Annotated in this window: 11 protein-coding genes and 1 tRNA gene; 3 read left to right on the forward strand and 9 right to left on the reverse strand. The window is 44.6% G+C overall.

All coding sequences use genetic code 11. The features are described 5' to 3' along the window. Nucleotides 1-38: 38 nt before the first annotated feature. Both GO755_RS13055 and GO755_RS13060 read right to left on the reverse strand, forming a co-directional pair. Entirely contained in the window at nt 39-680 is a 642-nt protein-coding gene (locus tag GO755_RS13055) for a hypothetical protein (protein WP_157585394.1), read from the reverse strand. 311 nt (nt 681-991) lie between these two features. Next, nucleotides 992-1,165: a hypothetical protein gene (locus GO755_RS13060; protein WP_157585396.1), complete on the reverse strand. Its 174-nt coding sequence runs from the start codon at nt 1,163-1,165 to the stop codon at nt 992-994. 107 nt (nt 1,166-1,272) lie between these two features. Between GO755_RS13060 and GO755_RS13065 the strand changes: the two genes are divergently transcribed. Further along, nucleotides 1,273-2,145, forward strand: coding sequence for an SDR family NAD(P)-dependent oxidoreductase (locus tag GO755_RS13065; protein ID WP_157585398.1), 873 nt, complete (start codon nt 1,273-1,275; stop codon nt 2,143-2,145). A gap of 31 nt (nt 2,146-2,176) precedes the next feature. Here the strand turns inward: GO755_RS13065 and GO755_RS13070 are convergent, their stop codons facing one another. The 5 genes from GO755_RS13070 to GO755_RS13090 all read right to left on the reverse strand — a co-directional run bounded on the left by GO755_RS13070 (nt 2,177) and on the right by GO755_RS13090 (nt 10,372). Next, nucleotides 2,177-4,327: a hypothetical protein gene (locus GO755_RS13070; protein ID WP_157585400.1), complete on the reverse strand. Its 2,151-nt coding sequence runs from the start codon at nt 4,325-4,327 to the stop codon at nt 2,177-2,179. A gap of 266 nt (nt 4,328-4,593) precedes the next feature. Continuing rightward, complete coding sequence (locus GO755_RS13075) at nt 4,594-5,244, reverse strand: DUF1028 domain-containing protein (protein ID WP_227686943.1); 651 nt, start codon at nt 5,242-5,244, stop codon at nt 4,594-4,596. A gap of 392 nt (nt 5,245-5,636) precedes the next feature. Continuing rightward, on the reverse strand, nt 5,637-6,809 hold the full coding sequence (locus tag GO755_RS13080) for a DUF1624 domain-containing protein (RefSeq protein WP_317165856.1): 1,173 nt from the start codon (nt 6,807-6,809) through the stop codon (nt 5,637-5,639). A gap of 149 nt (nt 6,810-6,958) precedes the next feature. Next, a complete protein-coding gene (locus tag GO755_RS13085) occupies nt 6,959-7,405 on the reverse strand; it encodes a nuclear transport factor 2 family protein (protein WP_157585402.1) in 447 nt (148 codons plus the stop codon). A gap of 498 nt (nt 7,406-7,903) precedes the next feature. Continuing rightward, on the reverse strand, nt 7,904-10,372 hold the full coding sequence (locus GO755_RS13090; RefSeq protein WP_157585403.1) for a glycoside hydrolase family 9 protein: 2,469 nt from the start codon (nt 10,370-10,372) through the stop codon (nt 7,904-7,906). Between the two features lie 557 nt (nt 10,373-10,929). On the opposite strand from GO755_RS13090, the gene GO755_RS13095 reads away from it, so the two are divergent. Continuing rightward, the gene (locus tag GO755_RS13095; protein ID WP_157585405.1) at nt 10,930-11,208 is read left to right on the forward strand and encodes an ArsR/SmtB family transcription factor; all 279 of its coding nucleotides are present in this window, start codon (nt 10,930-10,932) and stop codon (nt 11,206-11,208) included. Between the two features lie 509 nt (nt 11,209-11,717). On the opposite strand, the gene GO755_RS42175 is transcribed toward GO755_RS13095, so the two are convergent. Together GO755_RS42175 and GO755_RS13105 are read right to left on the reverse strand one after the other, a co-directional pair. After that, complete coding sequence (locus tag GO755_RS42175) at nt 11,718-12,035, reverse strand: hypothetical protein (RefSeq protein WP_394351023.1); 318 nt, start codon at nt 12,033-12,035, stop codon at nt 11,718-11,720. 120 nt (nt 12,036-12,155) lie between these two features. After that, nucleotides 12,156-12,228: transfer RNA gene (locus GO755_RS13105), tRNA-Thr, on the reverse strand. An 85-nt stretch (nt 12,229-12,313) separates the two neighbouring features. On the opposite strand from GO755_RS13105, the gene GO755_RS13110 reads away from it, so the two are divergent. After that, nucleotides 12,314-14,296 carry an ABC-F family ATP-binding cassette domain-containing protein gene (locus tag GO755_RS13110; RefSeq protein ID WP_157585409.1) on the forward strand — a complete coding sequence of 661 codons (1,983 nt, stop codon included), beginning with the start codon at nt 12,314-12,316 and terminating at the stop codon, nt 14,294-14,296. Nucleotides 14,297-14,336 lie beyond the last annotated feature (40 nt).

Genomic DNA, 14,336 nt, shown 5'->3' on the forward strand with positions numbered 1-14,336 from the left:
GGTTAATTGAGGGTAGTTTGTCAGAACGAGTATTGCGCTTAATTAATCGCTAAGGATACGTCATCATAATAAGCGGTTCCGGTCGTGTTAGGCATGAAGAAGATTATTACATACATATTGTAAACGTTAGGCGGAAATGAATCGAAGCTGATCGTATATTCTGTAAAGTCATTGGTACCGTTGATCGATATTTTCCCTCGGCTTTCTGTATAGAAAGCCGAGGCATATTTCTTATCGGCTCCATAGTAGCCACCCATGGCGATATTGATACCCTCACCTTTGATGTTGACGGTCTTGATTTTGGCCTTCATGGTTAACTTAGCTCCAGCCGGTATCGATAGTACCTTAGCCCCGGCTGGGGGTGACGAGCTGGAACTGGCCATATAAAAATTCTGCTGAAGGAGGTGATAGGTGGAATCATTGTAGGCTGCATTGCAACTCACTTTAATTGAATGAGAGGGCGATGAAGCCGCTTCCGTAGTATAATCGACCGAGTAACTGTTAGGTTTTACCAGTGAGTTCCTGTTGACAGCTGAACTCCAATCCTGGTAGGGAGTAGCTTCGAAATCCCCATTGACCACCGCATTAGCGATTGATTGGGGTTGGGTTTCCTGCTTTTTACAGGCAGTCAACAATAGCAGTAAGGAGAGTGGAACGACTAGTAAAGTAAAGGCTTTCATCGCTAAAGTGGAAAAGGAACTTAAACAGGCAGAAAAGTGGACCTATCTCCACAACTACTGATATTGAAAAAGGATAATTAAATAGTAGTTAAATATAAAAATAATTGCAATTGAGCTTGTATTGCTACTTTTGCGAGTAACATAAAATGATTTTATAGGCTATAATTTGGTCATTTTAAGATAAAGCGTCAGAATACTAACGGTTCGCCCGCTTAGTTTACCACATCTTAAAACACCCTATTTAAGAAACAGATAGATGAACGTTCCATCGCACATTTGGGAGCGTTTTAGGGGGCGGTGATAAACCCAGTTCATTTACCCTGCCGCATTTTTTCGATGGCATCCCAGCCTTCCGGCTTGATATCCATTATCTCTGTGGCAACACCCAGTACTTGATAGGTGTCGAAAAAGCCATCTTGGCGATGGAGTGATCGACCTAGAACAAGGTTAAACAGGAAGTGTTTCTGTAAAAGACAACGGCTCATTTATCCCATGTTTCCTCCCACTCATTCCGGCTTTCGGCGCGCTCAGCGGAACGAGCTTTCTGAGCGACAGGCCCGCGTCTACTTTTGTCTCAAGCAAAAAGTTAAAAATGAGACAAACCGAAAAAGTATGGCTCGTTACGGGAAGTGGTAACGGCCTGGGTAGAAACATTGTTGAATCTGCATTGCAAGCCGGACATAAGGTAATCGCAACGGCTCGCAACATAACACAACTTGAGGATTTAGCCAACCAATACGGCCAGCAGATACGAATAGCGGTCTTGGACGTAACCAACGAAAAACAGGCCAAAGAAGTAGTTCAATCGGCTATTGAGTATTTTGGACGAATTGATGTGTTAGTCAACAATGCGGGTTATGGCGATAAACGACCCTTTGAACAAACGCCAGCTGATGAGTTCAGGCAGTTGGTCGAAACCTGTTTTTTTGGGGTGGTCACCCTCTGCCGCGAAGTGTTGCCCACGATGCGAAAACAACGCAGTGGCCATATCATTCAAATCTCCTCAATCGGTGGTCGTTTTGCTACACCGGGCAATGCAGCCTATCACGCAGCTAAATGGGCCATTGGCGGGTTTACGGAAAGTTTAGCTCTAGAAACAGCTCCTTTTCAGGTAAACATAACGGCACTGGAACCGGGTGGCATGCGAACCAGTTGGGGCCAACGCGCCTTTAGTGGTACTCTTGACTTATTACCAGATTACGAACCTTCAGTTGGCGCACAGTATAAAGCTGTTGAAGGGTATTGGGGCCATGAAAGTGGCGATCCCGAAAAAGTAGCCCAACTGGTGCTTAAAATTGCCGAAGCCAAACAGCTTCCTGCTCACATTCTACTGGGCAGTGACGTCTATCAATTTGCCAGGGCGATCAGTGAACAACAGTGGAAAGTTGCCGACCGGTGGAAAGAAGTAAGTGCTTACATCGACTTTACCAATCAGCAACCGCTACCTGAACTGCCAGGCGTTTAATGACGTAAAGTAGGATCTGATATCTGGTGCTTTAGGGCTGAATGAGGTTATGATAGACCGACATATAATAGGGTAAGAGGAAAAACGTCCCTTCATGTTCATCGTTTCCATCTCCTTCTGATAACCTGAGGGCAAACCCGTCACGATCCTGTCTTACGTGTCCACGCTCATCGATTGGGAGGGCATAGCCATCCGTACGCCAACCTTTGGTGGGATCTTGTCCAGGAGTAGGGTCAAAAACAATATCTAACCGGTGGGTATTGTCCATGGTATAGCCAATTAAATCCAGCGGGATTTTCTGAAGATTTTCAAGAATAAAGGCTGGGTTGTTTGATGCTTTGTAGCAGCTCTGGACTAGAGACGGGGCATACAGGTGGTTTTCGGGAAAGAGATTTTTGCCTTCAAAGTACTTCTGATCGGCCAGACCAGTAAACTTATTGGCCAATGACTGGTAAATGGCATCCCAAAAGGCATTTTTCTGCTTACTGACATGTAACCAGGCGGTTTCCAGAGCCTGGCGGTACATGAGTAACAACGATGGATCCGTTTCATAGTTAATCAACCCGTAGAGACTCATCAGGCAAAGATTATTGTCCCAGGGAACTACGTTTTCTGGGGGGAAAAATTCTTTTGGATGCAGGGCGAAAATATGGTAATTGTACTGCTTTCGCAGTTTGTCGGCTTCGAGATCATACTTATTGTCACCGGTTACGTGCTTGGCAACATTAAGAAATGAGAGCATCATCATAGAGTTTAGTCCACGTTGATCATACCCATACACCGAATTGAAGTATTCCGGTGAAAAGTCACCCCATCGGGTCACTTTCCCGTCATGGTCAACCAGTTTGTATCCATGGCGAATCAGGTGATCGGTTATGGCACGAACCACATCCTGCACGGCTTTTTTCTCTTCGTCGGTTTTGGCTACCAGGTCATAATAAATTCCGTAAAAGAAAAAATGCCCAGCCAGCTCATCCGAACTTGTATCGCATTTCCACCTATAGTTTCCGTCCTTGCTTTTGGGAAATCGGGGGTAAATGTCTTTCCACATCGGATCGGATTGCTGATGCCGTTTATTGTATTCGTGTCCATACTGCTCGTTGACAGGCTCAGGCCAGTCGATAGGAATAATTACCCTTGCAGGGAAACCCGGTTCGTGTGAAATGTCCACCAGCCATTTGCAGGAATTGAAACATCGATCTGCGAGTATCTTGGCTTGTGGATTGCCCGTTGCTGCATAGCGGAAGGCCTGGGCTGCACCGTACATGGCGGTGTACATGCCGTCATTGTCTGAAATAGCGTGTTCCCAACTCTCACGATCAAACTGTTTTTTTAGATGACTCTGGGCTATGAAACCCATTCGGTTGTGTCGTTGCTCAACTTGCTGGGTGAAATAATCTGCTTTCTGTTCCAGGGTTATCGAAGTGGGTTTAATCTGCCCTACGCCATTGTTCGTTGCAAACCAGGCTGTTCCATCTTTGGCGATCGCTATGTCGTTAACAACGTCATCTGGAAGCCACCGTTGGCTGAACCGATAGGTAAAAAAATCGTTTTCGACCTTGATTGCGCCTTTGGAGGTGCCAAACCAGACTACCCCATTCGGTGCAGTGGCTCCACAAGTGAACTGATTGTAGGGTAGCCCTTCTTTACCGGTAAACAGATGCCAGTGTGTTCCATCCAGATAGCCTACCCCTTCTTCCGCGCCGAACCACAAGCGGTTTCTGGAATCGACTAGTACCACCGAAACCTTGCGTAAGGCCCAATTGTATTTTTCGTTTGAGGGCATTAGACGCTCGATTTTTTTTCCAGTCAGACGATATAATCCCTTGGCTGTGCCTACGATCAACCGATTTTGATACGTAACCGAAGAAAGGACTTTTGCTCCCTCGATTTGAGTTAATGCCGATGCTGGTTTGGCCGGTATATGGCCTGTTTTTGACCGCCAGGTATGTCCAGACAGCTCGTATATGTCGTTATTACTGAAAGCAAGGGGAGAATTGTTCACCAGCGCTATCGCCGTTATTTTTCCCTTAGTAAGTCCACTTTCAACCGTATAGGAGGTAGCCACTTCCTGAACGAATGATTGCCCGTAAGAAGCGTGGGACCACACCAGAATAGGTGTTAAAAGCAGTGCAAGGAGTTGGAAAATGGGTTTCACTAGCATGGCTGATTTCGTAATCATCTGCCAATACTACCTACTTTGTCTTGGAATGGGCTACGTATCTGGATGACTAAAGGAGATTTATTCAATTCTAGTTGTCACTTACAAAATAAGCTAGGTATCAAAATAAGAGCTAGTAGGAGCTTTATTTGAGAATAAATTACTAGAGGTCAGACAGTCCTTCTTTGCAGGAAATATGTCAGGTGAGGTTGACAGTGCTAAGATTCATCAAATACGGTGCTTTGCTTTCCAGCGTTCATACTTGCCTCGTAACAAATCTACCGCATTCATACCCCACGTTTCTGGCCAAAAAACTCCAGGAATAAACTGGATTTGGTTGATTTCTCAGCGGGGAGAGCTATTCGGATAAACGCACAAGTGGCGCGTTGCTCCCCACACCGTTTATCCCCACCAGCCGCCGACCCTGCCTCCAATGCCAGCATGAGAATTTCTGCCATTGGCAACTCTTGGGCCTGAGCTTTTACTACCGCCTGCATGATCGTAGATAATACATCTTGATTGGCTAACGTGTTGCCCTGGATGGAAATACCGGTCGCGGTTAAACTCCCACCAGCAGGATTCGTTGCTGTTCCGGTGTAGGTTCTGGGTTCGGCCAGCTGTTGTAGGGTAACCACAGCGTACTGTTGCTCTTCAGGCGTGAAAGCTGGATCTTGCAAGGCTTGGATGATTTGCTGAGGTGTATATCCAGCCTGAATCATCTGGGTTCCTTTTCGTCTGGCGTCGGCATTACTCATGGCCTGAACAATAATGGCTCCCTGACCAGGAATGATTTTACCAATGCCACTACAGTTGTAGGTACAAGAGGCACCAGCAATGCCGATTTCACCTGTTTTGGGATTAATGAGGATGATTGACCAGGTAGCCCAGGAATAAGTTGGTGTTAAAAGAAACGACAAACAGAGGAAAATGTATTTCATAAAAAATCATCCGGGTTACACTTCACAGATGCAATTTATGAGCAACAAGTTGCCTATGTGCCCCTCATAATAATTTCAGCCTTCTCAGTCTCACTTTTGGGAGCCTTTTATGAGATAAAGCAAATTAGTCAACAGCCAAACGAATAGGCGGCCGGCCGATGAGGGATGGCAAACACTTACTTGTGTAATTTGGGTTGGTTGGGCTATAAACCGCTCCTCGGGAGTAGTTGTCGGAAGACTGATAACTACTCCGCGCGGAGCGGACAAAGGCTCTGACTTTCTACTGTGCTGACAATCGTATTCAGTCTGTCGTTAGCTTACTTAAGATGATTAGAATTCTAAGGATGAGATGCGTTTCATCAGCCTGCATAGTAGAAAACCTTACCGGTGAGTTATAAATAACTTAACCACCAGTTTTCTTTATGACTTTGTTTGTAAGCAGCAAACTTTTTACATAAAGGATATAACAAGGCAATAATGCTTATCCATACTACATAAACCACCCAAAGCGGATAGCCATAGCCTTGCAGGTCAGGATTAAAACTGGTCCAGGCCGTTAACAGATAGTGTTGCCAGCCAAAACCTGACAATTGAGCAAATAACATAGCTAGCCCATGTATAAAATATATATGCAAAATATAATAGAAAAAAGGCACCTTGCCGAATGTAGAAAAGAAAGTAACGGCTTTACCTCGTACGTTTTCTGAATTAGCCAAAAAAATTAAGACGGTACCTAATGTCATTAATAAATACAAAAGGGAAGGAGGGTATTTAGTGGGATTGAAAAAAGAGATCATGTCTTTACTCAAAGAATGATAATGGACAAAAGCTCTTTCATCACCGTATAGGTTTGTGATTCTAAGAAGTATGAATAGGAGCAAGGCAAAAGCACCTACTGTATTAAACAGCTTTCTTCTTTTAGTTCCATCGAATAGTGGCAAATAAAATAAGCCAAAACAATAGCCCAACGCCATTACTGCTATCCACGGTAAAACAGGATAACCAACATATAGGTTGTAAATGCCCGAAATAGGGAATACTTTCTCTTCATGAAGCAAGCCCCAAATAATACTGTTTTTAAAATGGATAGTATCCAGCAGATTATGCCCAAATATCAAAAGACAGCAAAGCAAAACTAACAACCCTCTTGGGACATATATCAAGCCTGCCAATGCCATCATACTAATACCTAATGACCAAAGTACCAGCAGGTCAATATTTCTGAAGTGCACATCGAAATACCACCCGAAGTTCACCACTGTTAGTTCCATAACCACTAGCCACACCCCCCTTTTGAGTAAGAATGTGGACAGTTCCTTTTTTGGTTTTCCTTGGCCAGCCATAAAGGCAGAAATCCCTGCTAGAAAGCTAAACGCAGGCGCACAAAAATGGGTGATGAACCTGGTAAAGAAAATGGGTAATGAAGAATGACCAGGATCACCTGGATCGAAAAGAAAAGCCGGTGCATGAAAATATTCACGGGTATGGTCAATCGCCATAATTATCATCACGAATCCTTTTAAGAGATCGATGGATGCAATCCGACTCTTTATTATTGATGTCACAACGAAGCTCGTTAATAGGCTTACAAAGAAGTGCTGTTTATGGGAGGTAATCGCCCTATTTAAGAAAGTTCCTTCGTATCAAGTTGGGAGGATTACTTGAAGCTAAATAATTAGTTGCAACCCATTTTTATGAACTCAATAGGCTCGTGTTATTTTGACCACATAGCGGCCAATTGAGCTAATACACCTGCTTTTTTGGCTATACCAATGGTGTTGGGAAAGTCTTTATAGTAGATAATACCTATCTCATCAAATTGAATCAGAGCAATTGACGATTGAATCTCGAAAGTTTCTTCTGTACTAACGGATTTGCCCTTCGTAAAATATTCAACAGTTACCATTTTATCGCTTGTGCTATGATATACTTTAGCCGTAACCGTTTCGATTTGAATCAGTTTGGTTAGCGGATTTTGGCCGACACTGAGAAAGTGTTCGTTTATTTTAGGGAGTCCTTTCAGAATTGTTCCGCCATTCACAGTAAAGGGAATTTCAAAAACAGCATTGTCTGTGAAAAAACTGGCAAACGTCTCATATTCACGGTTTTGTAATGCTTTTGCTAATTCCTTTACAATTTCATCAATTTGATTTTCTGTCATTTTTCAGTCTGTTTGATGGTTTCTTAAAACGCCCGTTTATCCAAGAGTGCGGCCATTCCTATGAAACGGTACCAATGATTTATTCAAAAGTCTCAAATCGCCGTCTCAAAAATCAACCGCGATGGCGGGCCGTATCTCATTTTGAAAATACAGATGAGTATGTAAAACATTTTTACAAACGTATGATCGTGGAAGAGGTTTGCAAGATTGATGTTAGTACTTTCTTGAAAGAGACCCCTATTGCTGGGAATGTTTGATAGCAGTTATCCTGAAAATAGTCTATTTGTAATACTAGTAATTTCAAAAGGTTAATCCAGCTTTTTTCTAGCTTAAATGCAATTAAGAGTGGCCTTGATTTCGTTCAACTTAACGCTCGAAAGGTTTACGCGGAGTTTTGTTAAAAGCTGTTTGTAATCAGTCGTATACGGTGGAGTCTATTTTTTGAAAGGATTAAATCATGGCTACGTATTTAAATTTTACGCATTTTTCTTTAGCCCTCTAATATTCGGCCAGTAAGGATAACCACTTGCCGGCTGAAGTAACCCACACCTCTTTATAGGTAGCATTATTGATGGCCGGCCACCAAGGAACATCTTCGTTATTGACGGTTCGTATACCAACCGGTATTTCCCCGGTTATTTCCCCGGAAGAAAAACTATCCATTTGCGGATACCTGTTTCCTTCCCCGTAAATGAGCGATTGACCAAATGGGTTTTTTCCTACCGTCCAGTATAATTGTTCGCGCCCTATTTGAAGCAACTTGTCATCGTTTAAAAAATTCCCACACATAGCAGCCGCCTTGCCGGTGGCAAGATGGACAGCCGTATTGCCATTGAAAATACTGAACCAAACGGGGAATCGCTTCAGGTAATGCTCTTCGTCCAGTTTTACACCTTTTGTCAGTTGTTCCATATATAACTCCTTGGCGTTGGCTGGCGGGAATAAATGCAGCGAATAGAAGGACGCCGAATCAGATGCTTCATCTTTATGGTATACACCACTGGGTATCATTCCGTAAGGAGCGGTGTATACCAGGATGCCCTTGAGGTAATTGCCGTACAACTGCACCGCCTGATACCATTTCGGATAATCGGAATGATTGCGCTGCGTTTGGCATAGCAGAATAAGTGCCTGCATGTACACCTGATCTCGGGATTGATGCACGAAATGCACAATGGACTTTCGGGTCGTATCCCGGTAAAAAAAACCTTTACTCCCCTTGGCATCGCCTAGCGGAGTGGTCCGTTGACACTTGAGTGTATAGCGGATAAAATCGGCCGCCGTTTGGGCATATTGCTTTTCGCCCGTCAATTGGTAAAGCATACTGGCTGCCCAGGAAACAGTGGCCATATACTGGCTTTGCGACGTATTATAGCTATGTTCATACATCTGGGTGAAGCCTCCATACCCACTTTCTCGATACGTCTTCATCGCCAACGAAAAATCCTCCCGGGCCATTTTACCCAGGTATTCGCTAAACGCAGGGTCCCCATCCAGCGTCATGGCGGCATAAGCCTCGTAAGCAGCATAGAGAAACGTATCAAACGAGTTATTCTGTACCCGCACTGATTGAATATCATCCAGCGTGCCTATCACACCATCCTGCCAAATAAGCAATCCCATGCTGCTGGCACGATAGCCATCGTCATAGCGGTTCTTCAACACAAAATTAAGCCCCCATTCGGCCTCTTCCCGCAAGCGGGCTGCCAGTAATGGATTTTTTGTTCGCTGGTTTTTGAACGATTCCAACAAGGCAAAACTAACATCTGCCGTTTGCAGGGTTTGCTGAGAAAGATCACCCGCGTCATGCCAGCCACCACTGTAGGAAATCTTTTGTCCCTTATGTTCAGAAAACAGATCAAGGTGACACTGTCCGTGTATTTCCGGAACCGCATACCCACACCGCTGACAAAAAATATAATTTAATACCCGCCACTGGGAAGCCGTCCATATACGAGTGCCAATCCCGAAAGAAGCGGTTTTAGTCGTACCAAAGACGATATGGTAGTTACCGGCTTTTCTGAAATCACTGAAGTCGAGCACCTCGTATTCACCCGTGGACGTTTGTACTAGCTTTGCGTTCGATTCATAAGCTACCCGGCGAGTCGCTTCATTGATCAGCTGAAAACGGGTAGTGCTTCTACCGTCTGCCCGATTGGCAATAGCCGTTTTTTGGCCCTCGGTCATGTAGCCCGATGTGGAATAAACAATATGGTTGGGCGCTGGCATCCATCCATGGCTTATTTCCTTTGTTTTTACTTGTTTTAAAACGGGCTGATCAATGTAATAGATGACCGAGTCACCGTTGGTTAAGTTTTTCCCTTTTAATGATACGTAAAAGGCAATTTCTTCCACCTCATCGCGACGCAGGTCCGACAGATCCAGATAACAGCGGTTCCATTGGTTGTTCGTCAAATTTAGAAGATGATCGGCCGAAGCCATGAGCGTTCCATTTTTGGCAGATCTGTTTCTATTTCGAAAATCAATATTGATGTTTACTACCGGCGCCCCTTCGGCCTCGGGATAAATAAAGAATTCAAGTCGGTTGTAGGCTTCCCAATTCGCCCCATTCAAGTTCAACTGCATACGGCAGTTGCCATACGTGGCATAGTCTGGGTCATTACTTGAACCCACAGCCCTTTTTCCGGTAACTGTTGGAAGGCTCAATCGCAAAGTAGGATGCCCAGATTTTGTTCGGCTATTAGCCATGGCAAGCTTTCCGTAGCCCATATGTTTCCAATTGCTGAAAACAGCCGCTGCGGTCAGGGGCTCCGCTGTTACTACTGGCTTTCTCAGCGACATGGCTTCGTAAGACCGGGAATAATCTAGCGGTAAGGGCCGATGAATGACACCACTTCGAATAATCTCATTGACTAATTCTATCTTAATTCCATCATTGGGGGGCTGGGCATTAAGAGCAGAAGCCGTACAGGCAACCAGCAGAGTATAGAGTACACGTAGAGTCATTCGCGCAGGTTAAACGAAACTGTAAATCAAACGTAAAAAATTAACAAATGGGAGTTCAAGTCCTGACTACAGCAGGGTATTTCTTCGCCAATCCGTTAGAGAATGGCGCGTTTGGTTCTGGAGTTGCTGTTGAACGTGGGCCAAAGGCAATTTCAGATTAGCCACGTTCGACTGGGAGTCACAGCTTCGCTATAGCTATGCATTCAAAATCGGCAAGAGTACATCTGATAGTGGCGTGATTAATAACCTTGCAAGGAGTTAATTTAAAAAGGATAATAGCCTAAAAGAAAAGGGGAAATCTCCCGTATAAAAAGGGGAAATACCCCCTGTTAAGTCAACGGAAACCGTTCTTCTTTTGTGTTATTCTGGTGATCTACTCCTACCGATAGGCGGTCAGCTGACTTAAGAATACGGCTGGCCTTGATTGCGAGGGTCAGTATTCAAGTAATAAGTCCACGCCGACCGCATCCGTATAAAAGAGTATCGTTTGCCCATATGCTCTAGCGGGCCATGAATCCTTGGTTCGCCGTTGTAAACTCCTTCTATTGGTATACGAAATGAATCCAGAAGAGCATCACCGCATTCGAATCGCTAATGTGTTAAAAGTGCTAGCCAATCCCATTCGGATTCAGATTATCCGACTTTTGGCAGAACAGGGTGAGCTCAATGTGAGCGTTATTCAATCTCATTTAAAGATTAGCCAGGCATTGACTTCGACTTACCTAATAAAGATGACCGATCATGGGCTGGTTAGTAGCACTCGAAGGGGTAAAGAAATCTATTACTCCTTAGTAGACCCCGTTTTGATTGACATTGTCAGGTTGCTCCTTCGGTAATTCAACCCACGTACCGTTAAAGCTCCTCACCCGACATAAATCATTGTTGTAGTAGCGTCAGATTGCCTGGGTGCTATCGGTGAAGCCCTGCACCTGCTGTTTAGGAATTAATTTTCGTTTTGAGTGGGCCTAGCGAACAATCAAATATTTACTCCATTCGCCACGCGTTTCGATCAACCTGATCGGATTGCTTTGATCTAGATCAGTCTCGGTAAACTGATTGATATCTTGGCTCTTATAGAGTAGTTTCCACTGTGCCTTTAGTGTTTGAGCTATCCTTACAAAAGAAGTAGGATAGCCCTTTTTGCATAGTTTAACACAGCCTATTTTTTGGCGAAATAACGTCCTATTAAACGCCCCATTTAAGCGATGTTCGCAGAACTTCTACCAATTGCGTTCATTCTGGCTACACTCTATCTCAAATTGTGGACTTGCAACAAAACACTGGACAAATAGCTAAGCGACATTTTGAAATTGGCTGTTATACTAGTCGAAAGGGGAAAGATAGCCTAACGCCGAATGCCTTCGTTGTCGAAGGTAACCTGGGTAAGTTGCAGCGCGTTTAGTACCTTTTTGGTAGCAGATCGCCACCGATCAATGTGAGCGTTGATAGTCTCGAAAGGTTCACGGGCAGCCTGATTCTTTTGATTGATGTAGGCACGCTGGCTAATCATATCCCATTGATAAGGCTCAATAGTTAGTCCTGTTGAGGCTTTAAACCGGACGTTATTGTACCGAAATACGAGATTTATAAGTGTCGGTCGGCGCGGGCGTCTTTCAAAAGGTCGATACCAAGCTACAAATAATATAAATACCGGGGACAGAATAGGGAGCGGACTTACTTTACTAAACCGTCTTAGTAGTAAAGTACGATAAACTAAAAAAGGCTAACCAGTTGATATAGAGAAGTTACGCTCTAAAACTGATTAGCCTTCATTCAAAAACTGAGCCTCCTACGGGATTCGAACCTGCGACCTACGCATTACGAATGCGTCGCTCTACCAGCTGAGCTAAGGAGGCTTTTTGCTGCTTTTGCGGGTGCAAATATAACCGTTTGGAATTTAAGAACACAAGTATCCGTTCTATTTTTGGTAAATTTGCATCCATGATTTCCATCACAAACCTCTCTTACTACCTCGGTAGCCGGGCGCTCTACGAAAATGCATCGCTCCATATCAAGCCTAACCAGAAAATCGGTCTGATTGGCCTGAATGGTACCGGCAAATCGACGTTACTCCGAATTATCAATGGTGAATACCAACCCGATGGCGGTATTATTTCCAAAGCGGGCGATGTATCGATCGGTTTCCTAAATCAGGATTTACTATCCTACCAGACCGACGATTCGATTCTGTCTGTTGCCATGCAGGCATTTGCCCGACAAAATGAATTACAGATCAAAATTGATGAGTTGCTCCATAAAATGGAGACCGATTATACCGATGATCTGGTCGATAAATTAGGTAGGGCGCAGGAAGAGTTCGATGCACTCGATGGCTATACAATTCAGTCGAGAGCAGAAGAAATTCTGGAAGGGCTAGGCTTTTCGACCGACGATCTGCATAGGCCGTTAAAGTTGTTTTCTGGGGGATGGCGGATGCGCGTAATGCTCGCTAAACTGCTGTTGGAAAAGCCTTCGCTACTAATGCTCGATGAGCCAACCAACCACTTGGACTTACCGTCGATTCAGTGGGTAGAAAAATATGTTCAGAACTACGAAGGATCGGTAATTGTGGTCTCCCACGATCGCGAGTTCGTTGATAACGTAGTCGATACCATTGTTGAAGTATCGGGTGCAAAACTGAATTATTACGCCGGTGACTATTCCTATTATATGGAAGAGAAAGCACTACGGAATGAGATTCAGAAAGGGGCATTTGAAAACCAACAGGCCAAAATCCGGCAAACAGAGCGGTTCATCGAACGTTTTAAGGCGAAAGCCTCAAAGGCAAAACAAGCACAAAGTCGGGTTAAGCAACTCGAACGCATGGAACTGGTAGACGATGTGATCGACAGTAATGCGCGAGTCAATTTTAAGTTCAACTTCTCGCAGCAGCCCGGTCGACATATTCTGCATCTGGACGACATCTCGAAGGCTTATGGTGAAAAACGTATTCTGACTCATTCCACAGCCCGGCTCGAGCGAGGAGATAAAGTCGCTCTGATTGGTGCTAACGGACGTGGCAAATCAACGCTGTTGCGCATTATTTCGGGCTCAGAACCCATTGATGGTGAGCGTGTTTTAGGTTATAATGTTTCGTTTAGTTTCTACGCCCAGCACCAGTTGGAATCCCTCCGGGTCGAAGACTCTATGCTGGATGAACTCAAACAGGCCAACCCAACCAAGTCGGATGGTGAACTGCGTGGTGTACTAGGCTGCTTTTTGTTTTCGGGCGACGATGTATTCAAGAAAATCAAAGTGCTGTCGGGGGGGGAGAAGTCGCGCGTAGCACTGGCGAAAGTACTGCTCTCACAGGCGAACTTCCTGCTACTTGACGAACCGACGAACCACTTGGATATGCAATCGGTGAATATCCTGATTCAGGCTCTTCAGCAGTATGAAGGTACCTACGTAGTTGTTTCCCACGACCGATATTTTGTATCGCAGATTGCTAATAAAATCTGGTACATCGAAGATGAACAGATTAAAGAATATCCAGGCACCTATGACGAATACGAATGGTGGCAGGAAGAACGTAAGGCACAGGGTATTGGTCCTTCGAAGCAACCCGCCGACAATTCAAAGATGCAACCTGCAACCAGCCCAACACCCACTACAAACGGACAACCAACAAACGGGAAGGCTACGAATGGCAAACCATCGGATGATGAGCGGAAAGAGTGGCAAAAGACGCTTAAGAATCTGAACCGTCAAGCACAGGAGTCGGAAACGAAAATCGCCCAATTGGAAGAACGCAAGAAATGGCTCGAAGTTGAATTGGCTAATCCCGCTACCTATGGCGACGATAAACTGATGCAGGCCAAAAATGACGAATACCGACATGTAACGGCCCAGATCAACCAACTGCAGGATGAGTGGGAATTGGCCATGCTCGAAGCCGAAGAGTGGGAGAAAAAATTAGCGTAAAAAAGCCGGAAGCAAAAGAGAGTACTAAGTTATAAAGCGG

The organism is Spirosoma arboris, assembly GCF_009754945.1.
Lineage (GTDB): Bacteria > Bacteroidota > Bacteroidia > Cytophagales > Spirosomataceae > Spirosoma > Spirosoma arboris.

What these genes read in the sequence shown, in the direction of transcription:
- GO755_RS13055 (WP_157585394.1), bottom strand. Translation starts at nt 680, where the DNA reads ATGAAAGCCTTTACTTTACTAGTCGTTCCACTCTCCTTACTGCTATTG.
- GO755_RS13075 (WP_227686943.1), bottom strand. Translation starts at nt 5,244, where the DNA reads ATGAAATACATTTTCCTCTGTTTGTCGTTTCTTTTAACACCAACTTAT.
- GO755_RS13095 (WP_157585405.1), top strand. Translation starts at nt 10,930, where the DNA reads ATGAATCCAGAAGAGCATCACCGCATTCGAATCGCTAATGTGTTAAAA.
- GO755_RS13060 (WP_157585396.1), bottom strand. Translation starts at nt 1,165, where the DNA reads ATGAGCCGTTGTCTTTTACAGAAACACTTCCTGTTTAACCTTGTTCTA.
- GO755_RS13110 (WP_157585409.1), top strand. Translation starts at nt 12,314, where the DNA reads ATGATTTCCATCACAAACCTCTCTTACTACCTCGGTAGCCGGGCGCTC.
- GO755_RS13065 (WP_157585398.1), top strand. Translation starts at nt 1,273, where the DNA reads ATGAGACAAACCGAAAAAGTATGGCTCGTTACGGGAAGTGGTAACGGC.
- GO755_RS13090 (WP_157585403.1), bottom strand. Translation starts at nt 10,372, where the DNA reads ATGACTCTACGTGTACTCTATACTCTGCTGGTTGCCTGTACGGCTTCT.
- GO755_RS13070 (WP_157585400.1), bottom strand. Translation starts at nt 4,327, where the DNA reads ATGATTACGAAATCAGCCATGCTAGTGAAACCCATTTTCCAACTCCTT.
- GO755_RS13085 (WP_157585402.1), bottom strand. Translation starts at nt 7,405, where the DNA reads ATGACAGAAAATCAAATTGATGAAATTGTAAAGGAATTAGCAAAAGCA.